This is a genomic window from Streptomyces sp. ISL-12 (genome assembly GCF_018614415.1).
Classification (GTDB): domain Bacteria; phylum Actinomycetota; class Actinomycetes; order Streptomycetales; family Streptomycetaceae; genus Streptomyces.
Genome location: NZ_JAGGOO010000037.1, coordinates 1 through 23,600, shown reverse-complemented (window position 1 = coordinate 23,600; position 23,600 = coordinate 1). Strand labels below are relative to the sequence as shown.

The following is a 23,600-nucleotide window of genomic DNA, read 5'->3' as shown; positions in this document are numbered from 1 at the left end:
GGATGAGCAAGCGCGCCCTCGGGGCGGCCGTCGTCGGCGCCCTGGCCCTGACAGCCCTCGCCGTCCCGGCCGCGCAGGCCGCCGGGGCCGGCGACACGAAGATCACCAAGGTGGTCGTCGACGGCGACAACAAGGTGGCCATCGGCACCTCCGGGCTGAAGACCGTCAAGATCAGCGTCACCGCCTCGGACAACTCCGGCATCGCGGGCGCCTCCGCGTTCACCTTGGAGGGGCCCGACTACGGGTTCTACCTGTCCGGGAAGCCGACCTGCGCCAAGGTCAGCGCCACTGCCTCGACCTGCTCGGCCACGGTGAAGATCGACCCCAAGGTCGACTACCTCTCCAACGCCAGCGCCGGTACCTGGTACGTGGACGCGTGGATCGACGCCAAGGACGGCGACTACGTCTGGGAGGAGAAGGCCGGTTCCTTCAAGTTCCAGCGCGCCTCGCAGCTGACGGCCAACGCCACGCCCGAGCCGGTGAAGAAGGGCAAGACCCTCACCGTCACCGGCAAGCTGTCCCGGGCCAACTGGGAGACGCTCAAGTACGCGGGGTACAGCGGCCAGTCCGTGAAGCTCCAGTACCGCAAGAAGAGCAGCAGCACCTACACCACCGTCAAGACCATCAAGTCCAGCTCGACGGGCACCCTGAAGACGACCGTCAAGGCGTCGGCGGACGGCTACTACCGCTTCGCCTTCGCGGGCACCTCGACCACCCCGGCGGTCAACGCCACGGGTGACTACGTCGACGTGAAGTAACGCGCCGTCCGGCACCGGCAGTTCACCTCCTGGACGCCAGGGTGAACTGCCGGTGTCGTCTCCACCAAGGCTTCACAGGGCGTACAACCAGTCACTCCCGCCACGGATCAGATCATGCGAGTCGCCAGACTCCACTGTCACCCTGTGGGGGATCCAACACATGCGTATACGTGCCACCGTGGCCGCCGTCACCGGCGCCCTGGCTCTCTCCGCCCTCGTCGTGCCGGCCGTCGCACAGGCCGCCGACGACACCCGGCCGTCCTTCGGGGCGACCGTCGGCGACACCACCGCCGACCTCAAGGCCGGCCTGAAGGCCGACGCGTCCGCGCCCGCCGCCCGCAGCGGCGCCTCCGTGAAGGCCGCCGCCGCGCTCGACGTCACCGTCTCCGGCGTGACGGTCAACAACAACAAGGACGTCGTCGTCGGTACGACCGGCAGCTACACCGTGCCGCTCACGTACACCCTGAACCACACCGGCGACCTGGGCGCCTACGGCACCGCGGCGATGATCTACCACGGCACCTCGGTCGAGGACGCCACCTGGGGCTTCGCCTCCGACGACGCGGCCGCCTGCACCGAGGTCTCCTCGACCGCGCTGAAGTGCTCGACCACCGTCACCTTCCTGCCGGACGAGCTGATCAACACGGACGCCGGCACCTGGCGCGTCGGCGTCGTCGTGGTCACCGAGGACGACGAGAAGCTCCTGGAGAACGTGGGCACCCGCAAGGTCCTGCGCACCTCCAAGGTGACCGTCAACGCCGCCCCGGAGCCGGTCAAGAAGGGTGCCACCCTCACCATCACCGGCAAGCTCACCCGCGCCGACTGGGACACCAGCAAGTACGTCGGCTACGGCAGCCAGTCCGTGGTCCTCCAGTACCGCGCGAAGAGCTCCAGCACCTACACCAACGTCAAGGGCATCAAGTCCACCTCCACCGGCGCCCTGAAGACGACCGTCAAGGCGTCGGCGGACGGCTACTACCGCTTCGTCTTCAACGGCTCCCCGACCGGCGGCAAGGCCACCGCCACCGGTGACTACGTCGACGTGAAGTAGTCCCCGGCCTCACCGGACGGGAAAGCGGCGGTCGACCAGTCTCCACGTGAGTTCCAGGGCGGCCGCCGCCACCGCCGCGATGCCGACCGCGGTCCACGGCATCACCGTGCCGACCAGCCTCAGCGCGAAGAAGTCCTGGAGCCACGGCACGGCCAGCACCACCAGGAACCCGGCGCCCATCGCCGCCACCAGCCCGATCCGCCACCAGGTGTAGGGGCGGGCGATGATCGCCAGCACCCACAGCGAGATCAGGAACAGCGTCAGCGTCGCCGAGCTGGTCTCCGCCGCCAGCGCGTCCGGCCCGCTGTAGTGGTGCCGCGCCACCAGGTACGTCGCGAAGGTCGCCGCCCCGGCCAGCACCCCGCCGGGGATCGCGTACCGCATCACCCGCCGCACGAAGTGGGGCCGCGCCCGTTCCTTGTTGGGGGCCAGGGCGAGGAAGAAGGCCGGGACGCCGATGGTGAGGGTGGACAGCAGGGTGAGGTGGCGGGGCAGGAACGGGTACTCCACCTGCGAGCACACCACCAGGATCGCCAGCAGCACCGAGTAGACCGTCTTGACCAGGAAGAGCGTCGCGACGCGGGTGATGTTGCCGATCACCCGGCGGCCCTCGGCGACCACCGACGGAAGTGTGGCGAAGCTGTTGTTCAGCAGCACGATCTGCGCGACCGCCTTCGTCGCCTCCGACCCCGCGCCCATCGCGACGCCGATGTCGGCGTCCTTGAGGGCGAGGACGTCGTTGACGCCGTCACCGGTCATCGCGACGGTGTGCCCCCGGGACTGCAGGGCGCCCACCATCTCCCGCTTCTGCCGCGGGGTGACCCGCCCGAACACCGTGTTCTCGTCGATCGCCCCGGCCATCTCGTCCCGCTCGGCGGGCAGCCGGCGCGCGTCGACCGCCGTGCCGCCGAGCCCGAGCTTGCCGGCCACCGCGCCCACCGACACCGCGTTGTCGCCGGAGATGACCTTGGCCCGGACGTTCTGCTCGGCGAAGTAGCGCAGGGTGTCGGCGGCGTCGGAGCGCAGCCGCTGCTCCAGCACGACCAGGGCGACCGGCTCGGCGCCCTCGGCCGCCCTCGGGTCGTCCAGGCTCCGCCCGTCGGCCCGGACCAGCAGCAGCACCCGCAGGCCCTGTTCGTTGAGGCGCCCGGTCTCCGCCAGCGCCGGGTCGTCCTCGGCCAGCAGCACGTCGGGGGCGCCCAGCAGCCAGGTCCGGGTGGTGCCGTCCGCCTCCTCGACGCGGGCGCCGCTGTACTTGCGGGCGGAGGAGAAGGGCAGGGCCCCGGTGGGGCGCCAGTCGCCGGCGCCGTCCGGGCAGGCGTCGATGATCGCCTGGAGGGAGGCGTTGGGACGCGGCTCGGCGGCACCGAGGGCGCCGAGCACCCGCCGTACGTACCCCTCCTCGGCGCCGCCCAGCGGCCGTATCGCGGTGACGTCCATGCCGCCCTCGGTCAGCGTGCCCGTCTTGTCCAGGCAGACCGTGTCGACGCGGGCCAGGCCCTCGATCGCGGGCAGTTCCTGGACCAGGCACTGCTTGCGGCCCAGCCGGATCACGCCGATCGCGAAGGCGACCGAGGTGAGCAGCACCAGGCCCTCGGGGACCATGGGGACGATGCCGCCGACGGTGCGGGCGACGGAGTCGGCGAGGTCGTTGTCCTCGCGGACCAGCTGGCTGATGATCAGGCCGATCGCGGTCGGCACCATCATCCAGGTGACGTACTTCAGGATCGTGGAGATCCCGGAGCGCAGCTCGGAGTGGACGAGGGTGAACCGGGACGCCTCCTCCGCGAGCTGCGCGGCGTACGCCTCCCGCCCCACCTTCGTCGCCCGGTACGCCCCGCCGCCCGCGACCACGAAGCTGCCGGACATCACCTGGTCGCCGGGGCGTTTGACCACCGGGTCGGCCTCACCGGTGAGCAGCGACTCGTCGATCTCCAGCCCGTCGGTGTCGACGCACACGCCGTCGACGACCACCTTGTCCCCGGGGCCGAACTCGATCACGTCGTCCAGCACGATCTCGGAGGTGCCGATCTCGGTGGGCCGCCCGTCGCGCCGTACGGCCGGCCGGGCCTCGCCGATCAGGGCGAGCGAGTCCAGGGTCTTCTTCGCCCGCCACTCCTGGACGATGCCGATGCCGGTGTTGGCGAGGATGACGAAGCCGAACAGGCTGTCCTGGATCGGCGCCACGATCAGCATGATCACCCAGAGCACGCCGATGATCGCGTTGAACCGGGTGAAGACGTTGGCGCGGACGATGTCCAGCGTCGACCGGCTGCTGCGCACCGGCACGTCGTTGACCTGGCCCCGGGCCACCCGTTCGGCGACCTCCGCGGAGGTCAGTCCGGCGGCCGACACCGGGAGCGGCACCGGGTGCACGGGATCGAGTTCGGCGCCCGCGTCGATGTGCGTCATGCGTTCGACGGTACGTGCGGACGCGGGGCCCCACACGGCGGAAGGGCGGAAGTTCCGACCTGGGGAGGACGGTCGGGGCGGAAAGTGCTGCCGTGGTACTACGCGGCGCCCTGGGCGCTCCGGTCCGCTGCCCCGGGTGTGCCGTCGGCCGCGCGGGCCCGCTTGATGGCGGCGTCGCGCCTGCGGACGTACCAGATGCCGATCAGGCCGAGCCCGGCGCCGGCCAGGCAGGTCCACACCCACCACAGGTGCCCGTGGTCGTCGAACCAGCCGTAGAAGGGGAGCTGGGCCAGGAAGAGGACGAACCAGATGACCGTGCCGCCGGTGATGGTGGCGACCACGGGGCCCTCCAGGGGCTCCGGCGCCTCGTGCTTCGGTGTCCACTTCGCCATGCGCACAGCTTACGAGGCGGGGCCGGGGCGCGTCCGGCACGCGGGTCTACGCGCGGAGATGGCTTTATTTCCCTCATACGTTCATACTGAAACCGTTTGTTCCTGACCACTTTCATTCGTAGAAAACACCAAGAGGCCGTGTGGGGGACCGCTTGGTGATGAGGTCTCGCATGTCCACCCCGGCCCAGCCCCCGTACGGGGCTCTCGACCGCTACTTCAAGATCTCCGAGCGCGGCTCCACGCTCGCCCGCGAGGTCCGGGGCGGATTCGCCACCTTCTTCGCGATGGCCTACATCGTCGTGCTGAACCCGATCATCCTGGGCAGCGCGAAGGACATGTACGGCCATCAGCTGGACAACGGCCAGCTGGTCACCGCGACCGCGCTGACGGCGGCGTTCACCACCCTGCTCATGGGCGTCATCGGCAACGTCCCGATCGCGCTCGCCGCCGGTCTCGGCGTGAACTCGGTCGTCGCCCTCCAGCTCGCCCCGCGGATGTCCTGGCCGGACGCCATGGGCATGGTCGTGCTGGCCGGTTTCGTCGTCATGCTGCTGGTCGCCACCGGTCTGCGCGAGCGCGTCATGTCCGCCGTGCCGCACGGGCTGCGCAAGGCGATCTCGATCGGCATCGGCCTCTTCGTGATGATCGTCGGCCTGGTCGACTCCGGGTTCGTCACCCGCATGCCGGACGCCGCGCAGACCACCGTGCCGCTCCAGCTCGGGGACGGCGGCCACCTGAACGGCTGGCCGGTCCTGATCTTCGCCCTCGGCGTGCTGCTCACGCTGGCGCTGATCGTCCGCAGGACGCCCGGCGCCATCCTGATCTCGATCGTCGTGATGACGGTCGTCGCGGTGATCGTCAACCTCGTCGCCGACATCCCCTCCTGGGGCCTGACCACCCCCGAGTGGCCCGGCAACCCCGTCTCCACCCCGGACTTCGGGCTGGTCGGCGAGGTCAGCCTGTTCGGCGGGTTCGAGAAGGTCGGCGTGCTGACCGGCGTGCTGTTCGTCTTCACCGTGCTGCTGTCGTGCTTCTTCGACGCGATGGGCACGATCATGGGCGTCAGCGACGAGGCGAAGCTGACCGACGCCCAGGGTCAGATGCCGGGCATCAACAAGGTCCTGATGATCGACGGCATCGCGGTCGCCGCCGGTGGTGCCAGCTCCTCGTCGGCCACCACCGCGTTCGTGGAGTCCACGGCGGGCGTCGGCGAGGGCGCCCGGACCGGCTTCGCCAACGTCGTCACCGGTCTGCTGTTCGCCGTCGGCCTCTTCCTCACCCCGATCGCCACGATGGTGCCGTCCCAGGCGGCCACGCCCGCGCTGATCGCGGTCGGCTTCCTGATCCTGGCGGGTTCGATCAAGCAGATCGACTGGGCGGACCACACGATCGCCATCCCGGCCTTCGTGACGATGCTGATGATGCCGTTCACCTACTCGATCACCAACGGCATCGGCATGGGCTTCATCACCTTCGCGGTGCTGCGCCTGGCGGCCGGGCGGGGCCGCGAGGTGCCGGCGGCGATGTACGTGGTGTCGGCGGTGTTCGCCTTCTACTACCTGATGCCGGCGCTGGGTCTGACGTGAGCCGTCCCGTGACCCCTCACGTGACCCCGTAGAACCTCTCGGTCTCTTCCACGGCGGACTGGAACCGCTCGTCGAAGTCATCGCGGATGAGCGTCCGGACGACATAGTCCTGGACGCTCATCCCTCTTCTGGCCGCACGGTCCCGGAGCCGTTCGAGCAGCTCCCCGTCCATCCGCAGGCTGAGCACGCTGGTCCCCATGGGGACGAGGGTCACCCCGCGCCACGGGGTGGCGTACAGCTTTCCGCACTTGCTCACTCGTACGAGTGAAGCGAGGGTGGAACGGGGCCAGGGCGAGTGGTCAGGGTCACGGCCCGCCTCCGCACCCCCGGTGGTCCTTCGCCAGTCTAATGAGTTAAGCTAAGGACATGCCGGACCTCACCCACGGCGACGACGCCGCCGCCGTGAACTCCCTGCGATCCGCCGTGATGCGGCTGTCCCGTCGGCTCAAGCACCAGCGCGTCGACGAGTCGCTCAGCCCCACCGAGATGTCGGTGCTCGGCACCCTGTCCACCTGCGGCCGTGCCACCCCGGGCGAACTGGCCCGCAAGGAGCACGTCCAGCCGCCCTCGATGACCCGCATCGTGGCGCTGCTGGAGGCCAAGGGACTGGTCAGCCTGGAACCGCACCCCGAGGACCGGCGCCAGAAGGTCGTGACGCCGACCGAGCAGGCCGTGGTGATGCTCGACGAGAGCCGCCGCAAACGGAACGCGTTCCTGGCCACGCTGGTCGAGGGCCTCGACGAGGACGAGTGGGCGAAGCTGCGCGCCGCCGCCCCCGTGCTGGAGAAGCTCGCACACCTGTAAGCGGCATGGACGAGGAGGCGAACCCTTTTGAGTACGGGACCCGGAGCACACTCCGCCCCCGCACCTGACCCCCACGACGACCCGCCCACCCCCGACACCGACCGCAAGACCTCGATGTTCGCCTCCCTGAAGGTCAGGAACTACCGCCTGTTCTTCATGGGCCAGGTCGTCTCGAACATCGGCACCTGGATGCAGCGCATCGCCCAGGACTGGCTGGTGCTGAGCCTCACCGGCTCCTCCGCCGCCGTCGGCATCACCACCGCCCTCCAGTTCCTGCCGATGCTCCTGTTCGGCCTCTACGGCGGTGTCCTGGTCGACCGCCTGCGCAAGCGCCCCACGCTGCTGGTCACCCAGTCGTCCATGGCCCTGACCGCGCTGGCCCTCGCCGCCCTCACCCTGACCGGGCACGTCCAGGTCTGGCACGTCTACGTCGCCGCCTTCGTCATGGGCCTGGCGACCGTGGTCGACAACCCGGCCCGGCAGTCCTTCGTCTCCGAGCTGGTCGGCCGCGACCAGCTGCAGAACGCGGTCAGCCTGAACTCGGCCAACTTCCAGTCCGCCCGCCTGGTCGGCCCCGCCGTCGCGGGCCTGCTGATCACCGGCGTCGGCACCGGCTGGGCGTTCTTCCTCAACGGCGTCTCGTTCGTCGCCCCGCTCACCGGGCTGCTGCTGATGCGGGCCCGCGAGCTGCACACCGTCGAGCGCACCCCGCGCGGCAAGGGCCAGCTGCGGGAGGGCCTGCACTATGTCGCCGGGCGCCCGGACCTGCTGTGGACCATCGTCCTGGTCGGCTTCATCGGCACCTTCGGCTTCAACTTCCCGGTGTTCCTGTCCGCCTTCGCCGACGACGTCTTCCACTCCGGGGCGGGCACCTACAGCCTCTTCAACACCCTGATGGCGGTCGGCTCGGTGGCCGGCGCGCTGCTCGCCGCCCGGCGCGGCACGGCCCGGCTGCGGCTGCTGATCGCGGCGGCGATGGGCTTCGGCGCGCTGGAGATCGTGGCCGCCGCGGCTCCGGAACTGTGGCTGTTCGCGCTGCTCATGGTCCCCATCGGCCTGTTCAGCATGACGGTGAACGTCACCGCCAACACCAGCATCCAGATGTCCACCGACCCGGCGATGCGGGGCCGGGTGATGTCCCTGTACATGATGGTGTTCCTGGGCGGATCGCCGGTCGGCGCGCCGATCGTCGGCTGGGTCACGGACACCTACGGCGCGCGCGCCGGCTTCGCGGCCGGCGGCACGGTGGCCTTCCTGGCGGCGGCGGTGACCGGCGTGATCTTGGCCCGCCTGGGCAACCTGCGCCTCTCGGTCGGCTGGCACCACGGCCATCCGCAGGTGCGGTTCGTGCCGCGCGGCAGCCGGGAGGAGCTGGCGCCGGCGGCGTGACGCCCCTCAGTCCCGGGGGAACCCGTCGGTCTTCAGGACCAGGCCGACGGGGGAGTCGGTGAGGTCGATGTCCTCCCCGAACCCGAAACTGACACTGCCGTGGTAGGTGCCGTCCTTGGGCAGCGTGTGCAGGTGCCACTGGCCGGTGTACGGGTCGACGATCAGGTAGACCGGTACGCCGGCGGTGGCGTAGGTGTCTTTTTTGGGGCCGTAGTCGTTGGCGGCGGTCTTCCTGGAGATGACTTCGGCGACGAACTCGACGTCTTCATGACGCCAGTGCCCCTTGTCGTCCTTCTCCGCCCCCTCCGCGAGGGCCACCACGTCGGAGGCGAACCCGTTGAGGTACCCCGGGTAGTCCATGCGGACGTCGGACTTGACGCGCTTGCGCGGGTACTTGGTACGCAACTGGTCGTAGATGTCCGCGATGATGTCCCAGTGGGTGTCCCGCTGCGGCGTCATGAAGATGTGACCCCCGACGATTTCGGTCTTGTAACCCTCGGGGACGGGCAACTTCTCAAGCCAGTCGAACATGACGTCCAACGTCAGCTCGACGCTCTCCTCGGCCATCTCGATCCTGTCTGCGAGGACGGTCATCGTGGCGCTCCTCCCCGGCTGCCGCTCGGTAGGGGGCAGCCGCGCAGTACAACGATACGCACGGTGACCAGGACACGCCGGGCAGACTGTGACCCATGAGACTCTTCGCCGCCGTGCTGCCGCCCGAGGACGCCGTCCGGGAACTGGCCGCCGAGGCGGACCGGCTGCGGCGGCTGCCCGGCGCGGAGCGGCTGCGCTGGACCGGCCGCCCCGGCTGGCACTTCACGCTCGCCTTCTACGGGGAGGTCGACGACACCCTCGTACCGGAGCTGTCGCAGCGGCTGGCGCGGGCCGCCCGCCGCACCGAACCGTTCGCGCTGGCCCTGCGCGGCGGCGGACAGTTCGGGCGGGGCCGGGCCCTGTGGGCGGGGGCGGAGGGCGAGCTGCGCACCCTGCGCCTGCTGGCGGACCGCGCCGAGGCGGCGGGCCGCAAGGCGGGCGTGGAGATGGGCGAGCACCGCCGCTACACCCCGCACCTCACCGTCGCCCGCGGCCGGGACGCCTACGACGTACGCCCGTACCTGGAGGTGCTCGACGGCTTCACCGGCCGTACCTGGCAGGTCACCGAGCTGACCCTGGTCCGCAGCAACCTGCCCGCCTCCGGGGTGCCGGGGGAGCGGCCCCGGTACGAGGCGCTCGCCCGGCTGCCGCTGGGTTAGGGCCAGACGGTGGCGCCCGCCCGGAAGGTCTCGGCGTCGCTCTCCCGCGGCAGCACGCAGAGCAGGTGCCCGCCGGGCGCCCGCAGCACATGGCACTCCTGCCACCGCGCGACGCGCCGCGCGCCCAGCGCGGTCAGGCGCGCGAGTTCCGCCTCGACGTCGTCCGTCTCGATGTCCAGGTGCATGCGCGGCGCGTCGTCGACCGCCTGTACGGCGGTGACCAGCCCCGGCAGGGCGTGGCGCAGGCTGGTGAACTGCGGTGCCGGCGGGAACGGCCGGGCCTCGGCGCTCAGTGCCGCCGACCAGAAGTCCGCCGACCGGGCGGCCTCGGCTTCGGGGGCGTCGATGATGACGGCGTACACCCGGCTTCTGTGCATCGGGAAGCGACCTTCCTGGACGGGCACCCGGGGTCACCGCGGTGCCGGCGAAGAATTAGGCTCGGTGCCGTGGACCCGAAAACCCGGAACCGGATCATGGCCGGTGTGCTTGTGCTGATGCTCGTGGTGGTCGCGGTGGCGGCGGCGCTCGGTAACTAGCGCGCGCCCGTGCGCCGCCGTCGCCGTCCTACCAGGCGAAGGCCTCCGGGGAGGGCCCGGGGCCGGGGAAGATCTCGTCCAGCCCGGCCAGCAGCTCCCCGGACAGTTCCAGCTCGACGGCGCGCAGCGCGGACGCCAGCTGGCCGGCGGTGCGCGGGCCGACGATCGGGCCGGTCACGCCGGGCCGGGTGAGCAGCCAGGCCAGTGCGGTCTCGCCGGGTTCCAGCCCGTGCTTGTCGAGCAGGTCCTCGTACGCCTGGATCCGGGCGCGGGCCGCGGGGTCGGCGAGGGTGTCGGCGGCCCGGCCGCTCGCCCGGCGTCCGCCCGTGGCCTCCTTCTTGAGGACGCCGCCCAGCAGACCGCCGTGCAGCGGCGACCAGGGGATGACGCCGAGTCCGTACTCCTGGGCGGCCGGGATGACCTCCATCTCGGCGCGGCGCTCGGCGAGGTTGTACAGGCACTGCTCGCTGACCAGGCCGATGGTGCCCCCGCGGCGGGCGGCCAGCTCGTTGGCCTGGGCGATCTTGTAGCCGGGGAAGTTGGAGGAGCCGGCGTAGAGGATCTTGCCCTGCTGGACCAGGACGTCGATGGCCTGCCAGATCTCCTCGAACGGGGTGTTCCGGTCGACGTGATGGAACTGGTACAGGTCGATGCGGTCGGTCTTGAGCCGCTTGAGGCTGGCGTCGACGGCCCGCCGGATGTTCACGGCGGACAGCTTGTCGTGGTTGGGCCACACCTCGCCGTCGGCGCCCATGTTGCCGTACACCTTGGTGGCGAGGACGGTCCGGTCGCGCCGGTCGCCGCCCTGGGCGAACCAGTTGCCGATGATCTCCTCGGTGCGGCCCTTGTTCTCACCCCAGCCGTAGACGTTGGCGGTGTCGAAGAAGTTGATGCCCGCGTCGAGCGCGGCGTCCATGATGGTGTGGCTGTCGGCCTCGTCGGTCTGCGGACCGAAGTTCATGGTCCCGAGAACGAGGCGGCTGACCTTGAGACCGGTGCGTCCGAGCTGCGTGTACTTCATGGTCCCCAAGCCAACGGCTTGGAGTGCGCTCCAGGCAAGCGGTGGCGGGCGGTCAGTCGCGGTCGCGGCGGAAGCCGGCGGTCGGGACGGTGAGGCCGAGGACGGTGCCGGTGAGGTCCAGGTCCTGCCCGAGGGCGGCCCGGGTCCCGGTCGTGCGGTCGCCGTCCTCGGGGTACGTGAAGATGCGGCGGCGTACGCGAGCTTCTTCGGACCGTGGTCGTCGGGGCCGTACGACGATACGCACGGCGACCAGGGCACGGGTCACCGTGCGTACGGCCCGCCCAGCCCCCACCCCTGGTGCAGTGCCTCCGCGAACGCCCCCGCGATCTTCCGTTCGCCGCTGTCGCCGGGGTGGGTCCCGTCGTACGTGTCGCTGTGGATGTCGTACGTCGGCGGGACCGACGCCAGCAGCAGGGGGGAGCGGGGTTCGTCGAGGTCGGCGGCGGTCTTGGCGAGCAGGTCGTTGAAGAGGGCGACCTGGGCGCCGAAGGCGGGGTCCTGCCGGGCCCGTATGTTGGGGATGACCGGCAGCAGCACCATGCGGACGCGGGGCCGGGCGGCCCGTGCCTCGGTCACGAAACGCCGGACGTTCTCCACGGTCTGCCCGGCGTCGGTGTAGAAGCCGAGGTCGATCAGGCCGAGGGCGACGAGGAGCACGTCCGCGCGGTGCGCCCGGACCGCGTCCCCGATCAGCGGGGCCATGTGCAGCCAGCCCTCGCCCCAGCCGGCCAGGTGGGCCCGGGGGAAGCCGGGGTCGGCGTAGGCGAGGGAGACCGGTGCGTCGGCGGCCTTGTCGTAGAGCGTCTCGCGCGGGCCGACGAAGGTGAACGGACCGTCGTACGCCGTGCACAGGTGCTGCCACAGCCGGTAGCGCCAGGTGTGGTCGCCCGCGCTCCCGATGGTCTGGGAGTCGCCGACGGGCATGAACCTGAGCATCCGTACATCATGGACGATCACCGGACCCCTGACGACGTGAGCCCGGCCACCGTCACGAACACCCGTCCGGGATGGCAGGCTTGGGCCCATGCGCCGATCCCTCGCCCTCCTCGCCGCGACCCTCCTCACGGGCGCGTGCGCCGTGCCCGCCTTCGCCGTCGACGGGGACGAGGGGTTCACCATCACGGACCCGCGGATCACCGAGTCCAGCGGCCTGGCCGCCTCCCGCCTCCACCCCGGCGTCTACTGGACCCACAACGACCAGGACACCGGCCCGTACCTCTACGCGGTGGACGGTTCGACGGGCAGGACGGTCGCCCGCGTCTCCCTCTCCGGGATCGGCACCCCCCGCGACGTCGAGGCGATCTCCATCGGCCCGGACAACCGGATCTACGTCGGCGACATCGGTGACAACCTCGGCGGCACCTGGCCGCACGTGTGGATCTACGAACTGCCCGAGCCGACGGAACTGAAGGACCAGACGGTCGAGGCGAAGCAGTACGTGGTGGAGTACGACGACGGCGCGCGGGACGCCGAGTCGATGGTGGTCCACCCGAAGACCGGCCGCGTCTACATCATCGACAAGAACGAGGACGGCGGGCACCTGTACGAGGGCCCGGCCGAACTGTCCACGTCCGGGACGAACGTCTTCACCCGCTCCACGGCCGTCGACCTGTGGGCCACGGACGCGGCGTTCTCGCCGGACGGCGAGCAGCTCACGGTGCGCGGGTACCTGGGCGGGCTGTACTACGACTGGAACGACGGGAAGATCAAGCGCGAGGGCCGCATCAGCGTGCCACTCGGCCAGGGCGAGTCCGTCACCTACACGGTCGACGGCAAGAAGCTGCTGCTCGGCATGGAGGGCGCCAACAGTGCGGTGAAGGCGCAGGACGCGCCCGGCGGGGGCGGCGAGTCGTCGTCCACGGGCGGGAGTCCGGCGGCCTCCTCCTCCGACGACGGTGCCGGGACGGACGGCAGGACGCTGAAGATCGGCGGCGCGGCGGCGGTCCTGGCGGTGCTGGCGGCGGTGTTCGGGCTGCGGCGGCTGTTCCGGCGGTCATGACGGCAGGGGGCAGGTGAGTTCCGGCCGCGCGCGGTGCGGGGAGCAGGTCACCAGGGTGAGGGAGAGGTACGCCGGGCGTTCGAGGTAGAAGCCGAGTGTCACGTCGCCGCCGGCGGTGAGGCGTTCGGTGGCGGCGGTGACGTGGCCCGCCAGGCGGCCGGCGTCCCGTTGGGCCGCGGCGGCGAACCGGGGCGCGTACTCGGCCAGACGGTCGTGCAGCCAGGCCGCCGCGTCGTCGGCTCTGTCCCAGGTGCCGCGGATCAGGGCGGGCGGTTTGAGGAGCCAGTACGCCGTTTCGAGGGGCGGGAGATCGGACGTGGGGAAGGCCGTCGCCACGTCGCGGTGACGGTGGATCAGCTCCGGCCGGCTGCCGGGTGGAGGTGGTTCGGGGTGGGGCGGGCGCCGGAGGGCCTCCTGGTCGAAGCGGGCCTTCGGGCCGGTCCACAGGTAGGCGTGGTGGTGCACCGGGGCGTCGTCCTGTTCGCAGGGTGCGGGCCGGCCGGCTCCACGGGAGCCGGCCGGCGACGGGACGGTCAGAGGGCGAGGCCGAAACGGGCGGGGTCGATGCCGGCGACGGCCAACTCCTCCGTGGTGAACCGCAGGGGCGGTACGTCGGGTCGCTTGCTGTCACCGAGGGCCCAGGCGTCGGTGCCGATGCGGGCGAGGGTCACGCAGCCTTCGCTGCACGGGCCTCCGCAGGCTTGGACGAAGGTGGCGGAGGCGATGTCGAGGGCGTAGAGGTCGGGGGTTCGGGGCATGAGGTGCCTTCCCGTCTGGCCTGGTCACGGCCTGGGTGGATGGTCTGGCGACGACCGTAGGAGGGCGGGACGCGGCATCGGGCCGAATATTCTCGACTATTCTCACGTGGTTACTCTGGATGCATGGACTTTCACTCAGAGTCCCCGGGATGCTGTGCGCACACGGATTTCGTCGACACCCAGGGGGTGGTTGCGCGTGGCGCGCAGGTTGCGGTTCAACGGGACGGGGAGCGACGGTGACGGATGTCCGGCCGTCCATGAGGATGTGGACAGTGGGGAGGTGATCGTGCAGGGCGCCCCACTGGCCGATGCGGAAGACGTGGCGCAGCTCCAGTGCCTCTCAGAAGGCGAAGTAGCGGTGGTGGTGCCGCGTGAGCTGCTGGTGGACTGGGCGCCGAAAGAGCGGACGCGCAAGGTGAGGACGATCGGGCTTGAGGAGTTCGGCGGTCTCTTCCGCAAGTTCGAGCACACCGCGTGGCGCCTGGAGACGCGTCGGCGTTACGCGAGCGATGAGGCAGGAGACCGCTGGAAGGGGTTCATCGAAACCGGGTCCGTTGTCGAGGACTGGCCCGCCGGAGCGCCGGTGCGTTCCTTCCGCGACACGATCCGCGAGCAGACCGGACTGGGCAAACGAGTCGAGCGGGTTCGTATCGTGGACCAGCCGCCGACCACCGGGCAGCGTTACCTCCTCGACGGTGCCAGGTGGAACATCGCCTCCGGCGAGGACATCCGCAACATGTGGCGTGTCGACGCCGACCGGCTCCGGCTGCCCGACGAGGACTTCTGGCTGTTCGACAGCCGTCTCATCGCGCTTCTGCGCTTCGACTACGACGATCAGCTCACGCACGTGGACCTGATCACGGAGCCCGCCGAGGTGGTGCGGTGCTCGATGATCAGGGATGCTGCTTGGCATTACGCCGTGCCGTGGGAGGAGTTCACGGCCGGAATGTAGGCGACGGAGCGGGTAACCGGTGAGCACGGACTACCAGAGGGCGCGTGAGGAACTCGGCCGCAGACTGCGCGAGTTGCGCACCGAGCGCCCTGAGGGACGGCTCACCGGTGTTCAGCTCGCACAGCGGTTGGGATGGCGGCAGTCGAAAGTCAGCAAGCTGGAGAACGGCCGACAGACACCTACGGCCGACGACCTGCGGGCATGGTCCGAGGCCGTGGGCCAGCCAGCCGTTTTTCCGGAACTGCAGGCGCGGCTGAGGGGCTTCGAAAGCCACATCCGTTCCTGGCGCCGTCAGCTAACAGCCGGACACGCCCCTGTCCAGGAGACCTGGAACGCCCTCGTGTCCAACACCACCACCGTGCACGCGCTGAGCAACGCCGCCGTCAACGGCATGCTGCAGACGGCCGATTACGCCCGATGCCTCTTCGAGCGGCATGCCCAGCTCCGCAAGACACCGAGAGACACGGAGAACGCGGTGCGGGCCCGCCTGAAGCGCCAGGAATGGCTGTACCGGCCGGGCAAACGGTTGAACCTGCTCATGCCCGAGAGTGTCCTGTGGGGACGGATCTGCTCGCCGGAAGTGCTGGTCGCTCAACTCGACCGGTTGTGCGGCGTGGTGGGCATGGACACCGTGAACCTGGGGATCCTGCCCTTGGACGGCACGCTGCCGCTGGCGATGGGGAACTCGTTCAACGTCCTCGACGACCGCCTGGCCGTCGTCGAGGACTGGCACGCCGAACTCTGGCTCGACGACGCCGAAACGATCGCTCTCTACCGTCGGGTCTGGGACACCTTCGCCGAGGCGGCCGTCTTCGGTGCCGAGGCTCAGCAGGTGATCGCGCGGGTGCGCCGGAGTATCAAGGTCTGAGACGGGCCCCTCAGTCGAGGCAGAACTCGTTGCCCTCCACGTCCCGCATCACCAGGCACGACTCGTTGAAGCCGTCGGCGCGCAGCAGTTCGACGCGGGTCGCGCCGAGTGCGGTCAGGCGGGCGCACTCGGCCTCCAGGGCGGCGACGCGCTCCTCGCCCACGAGGCCGGTGCCGACCCGTACGTCGAGGTGGACCCGGTTCTTGACGACCTTCCCCTCCGGGACGCGCTGGAAGAACAGGCGCGGGCCCACGCCTTCGGGGTCCACGCAGGCGAACGCCGAGCCCTGGCGCTCGGGCGGCAGCGAGCGGTCGAAGTCGGCCCAGCTGTCGAATCCCGGCGGGGGCGGCGGGACGACGTACCCCAGCACCTCGCACCAGAAGCGGGCGACGCGCTCCGGGTCGGCGCAGTCGAAGGTGACCTGAATCTGCCTGATCGACGTCATCGGGCCACCCTATCGAGAGAGGCCGCTTACGCCGACGCCTCCGTCAGCCTCGCCGTCTCCGCCTCCGTCAGTGTGACCTCGGTGAGCGCCAGCAGCGCCGGGAGCTGCTCCACCGTCCGCGCGGAGGCGGTGGGCGCGATGACGGTCGGGCGGGAGGTGAGCCAGGCGAGGGCGACCGTGGCGACCTCCACCTCGCGCGCGCCGGCGATCTCGTCGAGCACCTTCAGCACCCGTGCGCCCCGTTCGGAGTCCACGAGCTGCGCCACGCGGCCCGCGCGCACCGAGTCCACCGCCGCACCCGGCCGGTACTTCCCCGTCAGGAAACCCGACGCGAGCGCGAAGTACGGCACCGCGGACAGGCCGGCTTCCTCGGCGACGTCCTGGAGGGCGCCCTCGTAGGTGTCCCGGGAGACCAGGCTGTAGTGCGGCTGCAGGGCGACGTAGCGGGCCAGGCCCTCGCGCTCGGAGAACTCCAGCGAGGCGCGCAGCCGCTCGGCCGAGATGTTGGAGGCCGCGATGTGCCGCACCTTGCCCGCCTTCACCAGCCCGTCCAGCGCGCCGATGATCTCCTCGACGGGCACGTCGGGGTCGTCGTAGTGCGTGTAGTACAGGTCGATGTAGTCCGTCCGGAGCCGCCGCAGCGAGGCGTCGGCCGCCGCCCTGATGTTGTCGGCGGACAGCCCCGGATATGCGGGGTGCCGGCCGACCTTGGTCGCGAGGACCACGTCGGAGCGGTTGCCGCGCGCCGTGAACCAGTCGCCGAGGACGGTTTCGGACTCGCCGCCCTTCATACCGGGGGCGAAAGCCGAGTAGCCGTCGGCGCTGTCGACGAAGTTGCCGCCGGCGGCCGTGTAGGCGTCCAGCACGGCGAAGGACGCGGCTTCGTCGGCGGTCCAGCCGAAGACGTTGCCGCCGAGGCAGAGCGGGGCGACCTTGAGGGTGGTTGAGCCCAGAGGGCGAAGAGACATCATTTAACGATGTTAAGGGGAGTGTCCCCGTGATCGTCGTGCCGACTGGCCGATCCGGCCAATACTTGGCCGATACCCGGTAGGTGTCACCGGTCGATGTCTCGTCGCGCCCGGCCCGGGTCCTCCTCCTTCCGTGGATGACACTTTGGCCTCAAGTGTCGGCGGCGCCGGGAACGAGGGTCTCCCATCTCGCCCAGACGCACTTCGCGTACCGCTCCTGACGGCATCCCCAGGAGTCGGCCAGCGCCGCCACGAGGGCGAGTCCGCGTCCGCCCTCCTCGTCGGGGGCGGAGGCGTGGAGCCGGGGGAGCCGGTCGCGGTCCGGGTCGGACACCTCCAGGAGCAACTCCGTTCCGTGCAGGGTCAGTATCACGCGCACCTGGGCGTAGGGGACGCGGCAGTGGGTCACGGCGTTGGTGACCAGTTCGTTGGCCAGGAGGGTGGCCAACTCCGCCCGTTCGTCTTCGACTCCCCAGTCCGAGAGGGCTTTGCGCAGTCTCTGACGGGCCGTTGACACGTGTCGGGTGTGTTTGGGGATGCGGAAGGTTTCGGTTGTGGGCATGGGAGGTATTCGACACCCGCTAAATCCCGACTGGGAAATGTATGCAGAGGTCTCACTCGATCGTGTGATGCAGGGCCACGGTTGGTGGAGTGCGTGGCAAGGTGGCGTGCGGAGAGAGGGGGCGCCATGCCCGCAGGTGGACGGCCGACGGTGCGCAGCAGGCGCCTGGGTACGGCGTTGAGGCAGTACCGGCAGGCCGCCAAGCTCGACCAGCCGCAGGCCGCCGAGGTGATCGCGTCGAGTCAGGCCAGGATCAGTCGTGTGGAGAGCGGGCATGCCACGCCCCGCGTCATCGAGGTCCGGCTGCTGCTCGACGCCTACGGCGTGACCGACGCCGAAGTGCGCGGCAGACTGGAAGACCTGGCCAAGTACTCGAAGAAGCGGGGTTGGTGGCAGGAGTACGCGGGCCGCCTGCGGCCGGACTACCTCGACCACATCGCACTTGAGGACGACGCGAGTCACATCAGGCAGTGGCAGCCCGTGTTGGTTCCAGGGCTGCTGCAGACGCCGGCCTACGCCGAGCTGGTCATCACCGAAGGGCCCCGTGAGCTGTCTCCGGAGCAGATCGCTGAGTTGGTGAAGGTACGAAGCCGGAGGCAGGAGAGGATCGCTGAAGGCGGGGTGAAGTACACCGTCGTTCTCTGGGAAGCGGTCATCACGTACCCGCTGCTGACCGCCGCTGTTCACCGCGAGCAGTTGTCGGCGTTCCTCGAAGTGGCACGGAGAACGAATGTCACCCTTCAGATCCTGCCGTTCAGTTCTGGCACACTGGCGGCCGGAACCTCCGCCTTCGCCGCCTTCAGTTTCGAATCAGAGTCGGCAATCGAGGTCGTCACGATGGACGACTTGATGTGCACGACGATCCTGGAAGACCCGGATGATCTGGCAGTGCACGCCACGACGTTCGACCTCCTGCAATCGGCGGCGCTGTCACCGGAGGAGAGCGCGGAACTCATTCAGCGCAAGCTGCGAAAGATCAAGGAAGACGCCTCATGACCGACATAACAGGCCCCTTTCGAAAGTCCTCCTACTCCACTCAGGAAGGCGAATGCGTCGAGGTGGCCCTCACGGCTGACCACGGCCGAGCCGTCCGCGACAGCAAGCAGCCCGGGGGCGGCGGCCCCCTTCTCGTCCTCTCCCGTGACAGCTGGGGCGCCTTCCTGCGGCAGTTCGGGCGGGAAAGCTGAACCGGCGGGGGACGGACGGGTCAGCGTTGGTGTCCGTGCGAGCCCTGCTGGGACGCCGTCTCGGCTCGTAGCAGGCTGTAGCGGAAGACGTAGCTGTGGGAGTGGCTCTCCCACTGGCGCCGCAAGTAGGACTCGAAGTCGCCCGCGTCGGCGGAGAACAGGTCGGCGTTGGTGCCGCTCCTGCCCGCGTCGGCCATGATCCGGCGGTGGACGACGCTGTTGCGCCACTCGATGCGTTCCAGCTCGACGGCGTAGAAGTACGCGGGATCCATGCGCTGCGCGGCCGCCTGGCGTTCGATCGTGCCGTTCCTGGCGTCCGCGTCCAGGGCGGCACGCTGGGCCTCCTGCGACGCGTTGAGGATCTCGAAGACGGCCGCTCCGAACAGGCGGCTGGAACCCGCCCGCCGTACCGCCTGGTGGGTCGGGTCGAGCATGACCGTCCGCTCCTGCGACCGCCACTCGCCCACGCCGCCGCCCTGCGTCCGGCCGAACCGCACGGTGATGCGGCCGGCTGTCGCCAGCTCGGTCGCGAAGTGCCGGTACATGCCGCGGATGTAGCTGCTCAGCTCCTGCATCAGGCGGCCGTTGTGGCGGGTCGCGAAGGACACGCCGCCCACGCTGCCCTGGAACGAGGTGTCGTCACGGCCCCGCGGAGGTTCGTAGGCCAGGTCCGAGTCGTAGCCGTCGTCGCTGGACGCGCGCCGGGAAGGACCCGGCAGGGAGCCGTAGGCCAGACCCGAGTCGTCGGAATCGCTCGCGCGCTGCACGGCGAGGGTGTGCGTCACCGCCGCGTTGCCGGCCGAACGCTGGAGCGCCAGGACGCCCGCGAGGTGCGACGGTGTGGGGGTGTCCTGGAGGCGCGGGCGGAGGGGGTGGGCCGGTTCCGGCCCCGGGCGGCGCCACTGGTCACCGCGTCCCGGCCTGCCACGCATGCGTTGCCCTCCCTCGCCCTCGGCCCCCCGCGGCCGGCGGTTCCTCGCGGGAAGCCTACTCGTCCTGTGACGCCGTTCACGGCGGAGGGGTGCCCGGCGGCGGTCCGCCGGGCACCCCTTCAGTGCCGTACGCGAGACGTCAGAGCTTCTCGATGACGTAGTCGACGCACTTCGTCAGGGCCTCGACGTCCGCCGGGTCGATCGCCGGGAACATCGCGACGCGCAGCTGGTTGCGGCCCAGCTTGCGGTACGGCTCCGTGTCGACGACGCCATTGGCGCGCAGGGCCTTGGCGACGGCCGCCGCGTCGATGTCGTCGGAGAAGTCGATCGTGCCGATGACCTGGGAGCGCTTGGCCGGGTCCGAGACGAACGGGGTCGCGTACTTCGACTCGTCGGCCCAGGTGTAGAGGCGGGTCGAGGAGTCCTTCGTGCGGGACGTGGACCAGGCCAGGCCGCCCTGGCCGTTCAGCCACTCCAGCTGCTCGTTCAGGAGGAACAGGGTGGCGAGGGCCGGGGTGTTGTACGTCTGGTTCTTGCGGGAGTTGTCGATCGCCGTGGGGAGGCTGAAGAACTCCGGGATGTGGCGGCCGGACGCGTGGACACGCTCGGCGCGTTCGATCGCGGCGGGGGAGAAGACGCCGATCCACAGGCCGCCGTCGGAGGCGAAGGACTTCTGCGGGGCGAAGTAGTAGACGTCCGTCTCGGAGATGTCCACCGGGAGGCCGCCGGCGCCGGACGTGGCGTCGACCAGGACGAGGGAGCCGTCGTCGGCGCCGGGGACGCGCTGGATGGGCATCGCCACGCCGGTCGACGTCTCGTTGTGGGTGTACGCGTAGACGTCGACGCCGGACTCGGCCCGCGGGTCGGGGTGCGTGCCCGGGTCGGCGGAGACGACGGTCGGCTCGGCCAGCCACGGGGCCAGCCTGGCCGCCTTGGCGAACTTCGAGCTGAACTCGCCGAAGGTCAGGTGCTGCGACTTGTTCTCGATCAGGCCGTGGGTCGCGATGTCCCAGAACGCGGTGGAGCCGCCGTTGCCGAGCACGACCTCGTAGCCCTCGGGGAGGCTGAACAGGTCGCTGATGCCCTCGCGGACCTTGCCGACCAGGTTCTTCACCGGGGCCTGGCGGTGGGAGGTGCCCATGAGGGAGGTGCCGGTGGCGGCGAGGGCGTCCAGCGCCTCCGTCCGCACCTTGGAGGGACCCGCGCCGAAACGTCCGTCCGCGGGCTTGATGTCAGAAGGAATCCGGATCTCAGCCACGTGGCCGAGGGTATCCGTTGCGGGAAACCTGGGCGAAACGTCGTCCGTCGGGTGAGACGGTCACCCGAGGGCGCCTCCCAGCGCGGGCGTCGGGGAGAACTTCACCGGGAGTTCCGTCAGACCGCGCAGCCACGGGGACTCGCGGCGGTGCAGGGACGTGGCCGGGACCGACAGGTCGATGTCGGGGAGGCGGTCCAGGACCACCTCGATGCCGGTGCGGGCGATCACCTCGGAGATCTCCTGCGCCGGGAACGGGCAGCGGTGCTCTCCGTGGCTGAAGGAGAAGTGCGCGTTGTTGCCGCCGGTCAGGGATGCCGCGTCGGTACGGACCTGGGGGTCGGAGTTGGCCCCCTGAAGACCGAGGATCAGCAGGTCGCCGGCGTTGATGCGGCGTCCGCCCAGGTTGGTGTCGCGGGTGGCGTAGCGGCCCGGCATGTTCTGGGTGGGGGTCTGCTCCCACAGGACCTCGTTCATCGCTTCGGAGACGCTGCTGCGTCCGCCGAACATGGACGCGGCGAAGCGGTGGTCGGTCAGCATCAGGTGCAGCGAGGTGCCGATCCAGTCGGCGGTGGGCTGGTGGCCCGCCGACATCAGGACCATCAGGTCCTGGACGATCTCCTCGTCGGTGAAGTCGGACCGGGCGGCGATCATGCGGGAGACCACGTCGTCGGCGGGGTCCGCCAGGCGTTCGGCGACCAGGGCCTGGCAGGAGTCGTGCAGGTGCTTCTGGCCCGCCAGCGCCCGGTCGCCCGCGTTGATCATGTCGGTCATCGACGTGACCAGGGCCAGGCCCTCGTGGTCCGACCAGCCGTAGAGGTGCGCCAGGACGCGGACCGGGAGCAGCATGGCGTACTCGTTGATCAGATCGGCGGTGCCGCGGGCGCAGAAGGCGTCGATCAGCTCGTCCGCGAAGCGTTCGGAGTCGGCGCGCAGGACCGCCGGGTCCACGCCGTCCAGCGCGTCGCTCAGCATGGCCGAGCGGCGGCGGTGGCGTTCGCCGACGGTGTAGAGGATGGAGGGCTGGCCGCGGTTGATGACCGGGCGCAGCGGCCAGTCGTCGGGGACGTTGTCCCACTGGTTCCACAGCTGGGAGTCCCGGCTGAACAGGTCCGGGTCGCCGGTGACCTGGTGCAGCTCGCGGTAGCCGATCACCAGCCAGGCGGGGATGCCACCGTCCAGGATCACCGGGGCCACGGGACCGTGCTTGCGCCGCATCGCCCGGTACAGCTCGGCCGGTTCCTCGTGGGATCCGGGTCCGCGAAGGGGGAGGGGGCTCACACCAGCTCCTGTGTGGGTTGTGCGGGTTGTGCGGGGGCGGTGGCGGCGGTCTTGGCGTAGCGGGCGTAGACGTGTTCCACCAGGGTGATCAGGATTTCCTTGGCCGACTCGCGGGAACGCGCGTCGCAGCGCAGCAGCGGGACGTGCGGGTCCAGGTCCAGGGCCTCGCGGATCTGGGCCGGGGCGAAGTCGGGGCCGCCGAAGTCGTTCAGGGCGACGACGAACGGCGTGCCGCTGCGCTCCAGGCGGTCGATGGCGTACCAGGAGTCGTCGATGCGCCGGGTGTCGACCAGGACGACGGCGCCCAGCGTGCCGTAGAAGAGGCGGTCCCAGAGGAACCAGAAACGTTCCTGCCCCGGGGCGCCGAACAAGTACAGGACGTTGCGCGCGTCGAGCGTGATGCGGCCGAAGTCGAAGGCGACCGTGGTGGTCGTCTTGCCGTGCACCCCGGTCAGGTCGTCGACGGAGGCGCCGGCCTGGGTCATCGTCTCCTCGGTGTTGAGGGGACGGATCTCGCTGACCGAGCGGACCAGGGTCGTCTTGCCGACGCCGAAGCCGCCCACGATCACGATCTTGAGGCCGTTGTCGGCGGAGGCGCCGAGCGGCGCGCTCGCTCTAGAGGTTGCGGAGTCCAACGAGCACCTGCTCCAGGATTTCGGGATCGGGTAGGGCTTCCTGACGGGGGTGACGTGCGCTGACGCGTCCGGTGTCCAGGAGGTCGGTCAGCAGGATCTTGGTGATGCCGACGGGCAGCCGCAGTTCGGCGGCGATCTCCACGACCGCCGTCGGACGCTCGGTCATCCGCAGGATCGCGGCGTGCTCCGACTGCATGCCGGGGACCGGGTCGCACTCGGCGACGACGAGCGTGACCAGGTCGAACGGGTTGTCCGAGCCCGTCCGGCTGCGCCCGCCGGTGAGGGTGTAGAGGCGGTCGGGAGCGTCGTCCCGGCCGGGCCTGCCGCCGGGCTGCGTCATGACGTGCGGGACTTACGGGGCCGGGCGGTCAGGTGTTCGCCGAGTTGCTCGACGAGTTCGCTCATGTTGTGGCCGACGAGCCCGGCGTCCGCGTCCTCGGCGGTGACCACGGCCAGGTGGGCGCCCTCGCCGGCCTCGACGATGAACAGCACCCCGCCGTAGAACTCGGCCATCGCCGACCGGACGCCGCCGGTGCCGTCGCCGAACTCCACGGAG

Annotated in this window: 29 protein-coding genes and 1 pseudogene; 11 read left to right on the top strand and 19 right to left on the bottom strand. The window is 70.3% G+C overall.

Translation table 11 applies throughout. The features are described from left to right. The first annotated feature begins 2 nt into the window (after nucleotides 1-2). Both J7I94_RS11025 and J7I94_RS11020 read left to right on the top strand, forming a co-directional pair. Nucleotides 3-758: a calcium-binding protein gene (locus J7I94_RS11025; protein WP_215166830.1), complete on the top strand. Its 756-nt coding sequence runs from the start codon at nucleotides 3-5 to the stop codon at nucleotides 756-758. 160 nt (nucleotides 759-918) lie between these two features. Further along, on the top strand, nucleotides 919-1,809 hold the full coding sequence (locus J7I94_RS11020) for a hypothetical protein (protein WP_215166829.1): 891 nt from the start codon (nucleotides 919-921) through the stop codon (nucleotides 1,807-1,809). A gap of 9 nt (nucleotides 1,810-1,818) precedes the next feature. Here the strand turns inward: J7I94_RS11020 and J7I94_RS11015 are convergent, their stop codons facing one another. Further along, a complete protein-coding gene (locus J7I94_RS11015; RefSeq protein WP_215166828.1) occupies nucleotides 1,819-4,221 on the bottom strand; it encodes an HAD-IC family P-type ATPase in 2,403 nt (800 codons plus the stop codon). A 98-nt stretch (nucleotides 4,222-4,319) separates the two neighbouring features. Next, entirely contained in the window at nucleotides 4,320-4,613 is a 294-nt protein-coding gene (locus tag J7I94_RS11010) for a DUF2530 domain-containing protein (RefSeq protein WP_215166827.1), read from the bottom strand. Between the two features lie 158 nt (nucleotides 4,614-4,771). On the opposite strand from J7I94_RS11010, the gene J7I94_RS11005 reads away from it, so the two are divergent. Further along, on the top strand, nucleotides 4,772-6,199 hold the full coding sequence (locus tag J7I94_RS11005; protein ID WP_215166826.1) for an NCS2 family permease: 1,428 nt from the start codon (nucleotides 4,772-4,774) through the stop codon (nucleotides 6,197-6,199). A gap of 16 nt (nucleotides 6,200-6,215) precedes the next feature. On the opposite strand, the gene J7I94_RS11000 is transcribed toward J7I94_RS11005, so the two are convergent. Continuing rightward, nucleotides 6,216-6,398, bottom strand: a complete 183-nt coding sequence (locus J7I94_RS11000; protein ID WP_215166837.1) for a BrnA antitoxin family protein — start codon at nucleotides 6,396-6,398, stop codon at nucleotides 6,216-6,218. Between the two features lie 167 nt (nucleotides 6,399-6,565). Between J7I94_RS11000 and J7I94_RS10995 the strand changes: the two genes are divergently transcribed. Further along, nucleotides 6,566-7,003 (top strand): MarR family winged helix-turn-helix transcriptional regulator, encoded by a 438-nt coding sequence (locus tag J7I94_RS10995; RefSeq protein ID WP_215166825.1) that lies wholly within the window; start codon nucleotides 6,566-6,568, stop codon nucleotides 7,001-7,003. Nucleotides 7,004-7,030: 27 nt separating this feature from the next. Then, nucleotides 7,031-8,392, top strand: a complete 1,362-nt coding sequence (locus J7I94_RS10990) for an MFS transporter (RefSeq protein ID WP_215166824.1) — start codon at nucleotides 7,031-7,033, stop codon at nucleotides 8,390-8,392. Between the two features lie 6 nt (nucleotides 8,393-8,398). Here J7I94_RS10990 and J7I94_RS10985 read toward each other — a convergent pair whose 3' ends face one another. Then, complete coding sequence (locus J7I94_RS10985; protein ID WP_215166823.1) at nucleotides 8,399-8,986, bottom strand: Uma2 family endonuclease; 588 nt, start codon at nucleotides 8,984-8,986, stop codon at nucleotides 8,399-8,401. Between the two features lie 95 nt (nucleotides 8,987-9,081). Here J7I94_RS10985 and thpR point away from each other — a divergent pair, with 95 nt between their 5' ends. Then, a complete protein-coding gene (gene thpR / locus J7I94_RS10980; RefSeq protein ID WP_215166822.1) occupies nucleotides 9,082-9,645 on the top strand; it encodes an RNA 2',3'-cyclic phosphodiesterase in 564 nt (187 codons plus the stop codon). Here thpR and J7I94_RS10975 read toward each other — a convergent pair. The 4 genes from J7I94_RS10975 to J7I94_RS10960 all read right to left on the bottom strand — a co-directional run bounded on the left by J7I94_RS10975 (nucleotide 9,642) and on the right by J7I94_RS10960 (nucleotide 12,138). After that, nucleotides 9,642-10,022: a VOC family protein gene (locus J7I94_RS10975; protein ID WP_215166821.1), complete on the bottom strand. Its 381-nt coding sequence runs from the start codon at nucleotides 10,020-10,022 to the stop codon at nucleotides 9,642-9,644. The two genes, thpR and J7I94_RS10975, sit on opposite strands and share 4 nt — an antisense overlap. 187 nt (nucleotides 10,023-10,209) lie before the next feature. Further along, complete coding sequence (locus J7I94_RS10970; RefSeq protein ID WP_215166819.1) at nucleotides 10,210-11,202, bottom strand: aldo/keto reductase; 993 nt, start codon at nucleotides 11,200-11,202, stop codon at nucleotides 10,210-10,212. Between the two features lie 52 nt (nucleotides 11,203-11,254). Then, entirely contained in the window at nucleotides 11,255-11,467 is a 213-nt protein-coding gene (locus tag J7I94_RS10965) for a hypothetical protein (protein WP_215166839.1), read from the bottom strand. Beyond that, nucleotides 11,464-12,138: an SGNH/GDSL hydrolase family protein gene (locus J7I94_RS10960; protein WP_215166818.1), complete on the bottom strand. Its 675-nt coding sequence runs from the start codon at nucleotides 12,136-12,138 to the stop codon at nucleotides 11,464-11,466. Before J7I94_RS10960 ends, J7I94_RS10965 begins: the two co-directional genes overlap by 4 nt. A gap of 88 nt (nucleotides 12,139-12,226) precedes the next feature. Between J7I94_RS10960 and J7I94_RS10955 the strand changes: the two genes are divergently transcribed. After that, nucleotides 12,227-13,201 carry a WD40 repeat domain-containing protein gene (locus J7I94_RS10955; protein ID WP_215166817.1) on the top strand — a complete coding sequence of 325 codons (975 nt, stop codon included), beginning with the start codon at nucleotides 12,227-12,229 and terminating at the stop codon, nucleotides 13,199-13,201. Here the strand turns inward: J7I94_RS10955 and J7I94_RS10950 are convergent. Both J7I94_RS10950 and J7I94_RS10945 read right to left on the bottom strand, forming a co-directional pair. Further along, nucleotides 13,196-13,666: a hypothetical protein gene (locus tag J7I94_RS10950; RefSeq protein WP_215166816.1), complete on the bottom strand. Its 471-nt coding sequence runs from the start codon at nucleotides 13,664-13,666 to the stop codon at nucleotides 13,196-13,198. The genes J7I94_RS10955 and J7I94_RS10950 overlap by 6 nt on opposite strands. A 68-nt stretch (nucleotides 13,667-13,734) precedes the next feature. Then, nucleotides 13,735-13,959, bottom strand: a complete 225-nt coding sequence (locus J7I94_RS10945) for a DUF397 domain-containing protein (protein ID WP_215166815.1) — start codon at nucleotides 13,957-13,959, stop codon at nucleotides 13,735-13,737. A gap of 196 nt (nucleotides 13,960-14,155) precedes the next feature. Here J7I94_RS10945 and J7I94_RS10940 point away from each other — a divergent pair, with 196 nt between their 5' ends. Together J7I94_RS10940 and J7I94_RS10935 are read left to right on the top strand one after the other, a co-directional pair. Then, entirely contained in the window at nucleotides 14,156-14,911 is a 756-nt protein-coding gene (locus J7I94_RS10940) for a DUF6879 family protein (RefSeq protein ID WP_215166814.1), read from the top strand. Between the two features lie 19 nt (nucleotides 14,912-14,930). Further along, nucleotides 14,931-15,779: a helix-turn-helix transcriptional regulator gene (locus J7I94_RS10935; protein ID WP_215166813.1), complete on the top strand. Its 849-nt coding sequence runs from the start codon at nucleotides 14,931-14,933 to the stop codon at nucleotides 15,777-15,779. A 10-nt stretch (nucleotides 15,780-15,789) separates the two neighbouring features. On the opposite strand, the gene J7I94_RS10930 is transcribed toward J7I94_RS10935, so the two are convergent. From J7I94_RS10930 to J7I94_RS10920, 3 genes are all read right to left on the bottom strand, one after another. Next, nucleotides 15,790-16,224 (bottom strand): VOC family protein, encoded by a 435-nt coding sequence (locus J7I94_RS10930; protein WP_215166811.1) that lies wholly within the window; start codon nucleotides 16,222-16,224, stop codon nucleotides 15,790-15,792. A gap of 26 nt (nucleotides 16,225-16,250) precedes the next feature. Then, nucleotides 16,251-17,195: an aldo/keto reductase gene (locus J7I94_RS10925; RefSeq protein WP_215166810.1), complete on the bottom strand. Its 945-nt coding sequence runs from the start codon at nucleotides 17,193-17,195 to the stop codon at nucleotides 16,251-16,253. 148 nt (nucleotides 17,196-17,343) lie between these two features. After that, on the bottom strand, nucleotides 17,344-17,754 hold the full coding sequence (locus J7I94_RS10920; RefSeq protein ID WP_215166809.1) for an ATP-binding protein: 411 nt from the start codon (nucleotides 17,752-17,754) through the stop codon (nucleotides 17,344-17,346). A gap of 126 nt (nucleotides 17,755-17,880) precedes the next feature. On the opposite strand from J7I94_RS10920, the gene J7I94_RS10915 reads away from it, so the two are divergent. Next, nucleotides 17,881-18,750, top strand: coding sequence for a helix-turn-helix transcriptional regulator (locus J7I94_RS10915; RefSeq protein WP_215166808.1), 870 nt, complete (start codon nucleotides 17,881-17,883; stop codon nucleotides 18,748-18,750). Continuing rightward, nucleotides 18,747-18,941 carry a DUF397 domain-containing protein gene (locus J7I94_RS10910; protein ID WP_215166807.1) on the top strand — a complete coding sequence of 65 codons (195 nt, stop codon included), beginning with the start codon at nucleotides 18,747-18,749 and terminating at the stop codon, nucleotides 18,939-18,941. The genes J7I94_RS10915 and J7I94_RS10910 overlap by 4 nt, the downstream gene beginning before the upstream one ends. Before the next feature lie 20 nt (nucleotides 18,942-18,961). Here the strand turns inward: J7I94_RS10910 and J7I94_RS10905 are convergent, their stop codons facing one another. From J7I94_RS10905 to J7I94_RS10880, 6 genes and pseudogenes are all read right to left on the bottom strand, one after another. Beyond that, nucleotides 18,962-19,873, bottom strand: a complete 912-nt coding sequence (locus tag J7I94_RS10905) for a hypothetical protein (protein ID WP_215166806.1) — start codon at nucleotides 19,871-19,873, stop codon at nucleotides 18,962-18,964. Nucleotides 19,874-20,012: 139 nt separating this feature from the next. Then, on the bottom strand, nucleotides 20,013-21,131 hold the full coding sequence (serC, locus tag J7I94_RS10900; RefSeq protein WP_215166804.1) for a phosphoserine transaminase: 1,119 nt from the start codon (nucleotides 21,129-21,131) through the stop codon (nucleotides 20,013-20,015). Nucleotides 21,132-21,191: 60 nt separating this feature from the next. After that, entirely contained in the window at nucleotides 21,192-22,409 is a 1,218-nt protein-coding gene (locus J7I94_RS10895) for a cytochrome P450 (RefSeq protein ID WP_215166803.1), read from the bottom strand. After that, a complete protein-coding gene (locus J7I94_RS10890; protein ID WP_215166802.1) occupies nucleotides 22,406-23,044 on the bottom strand; it encodes an ATP/GTP-binding protein in 639 nt (212 codons plus the stop codon). Before J7I94_RS10890 ends, J7I94_RS10895 begins: the two co-directional genes overlap by 4 nt. Continuing rightward, a complete protein-coding gene (locus tag J7I94_RS10885; RefSeq protein WP_215166801.1) occupies nucleotides 23,025-23,384 on the bottom strand; it encodes a DUF742 domain-containing protein in 360 nt (119 codons plus the stop codon). The genes J7I94_RS10890 and J7I94_RS10885 overlap by 20 nt, the downstream gene beginning before the upstream one ends. After that, nucleotides 23,381-23,600 (bottom strand): annotated as a pseudogene (locus tag J7I94_RS10880) (roadblock/LC7 domain-containing protein); the annotation flags it as partial. The pseudogene J7I94_RS10880 and the gene J7I94_RS10885, both read right to left, overlap by 4 nt.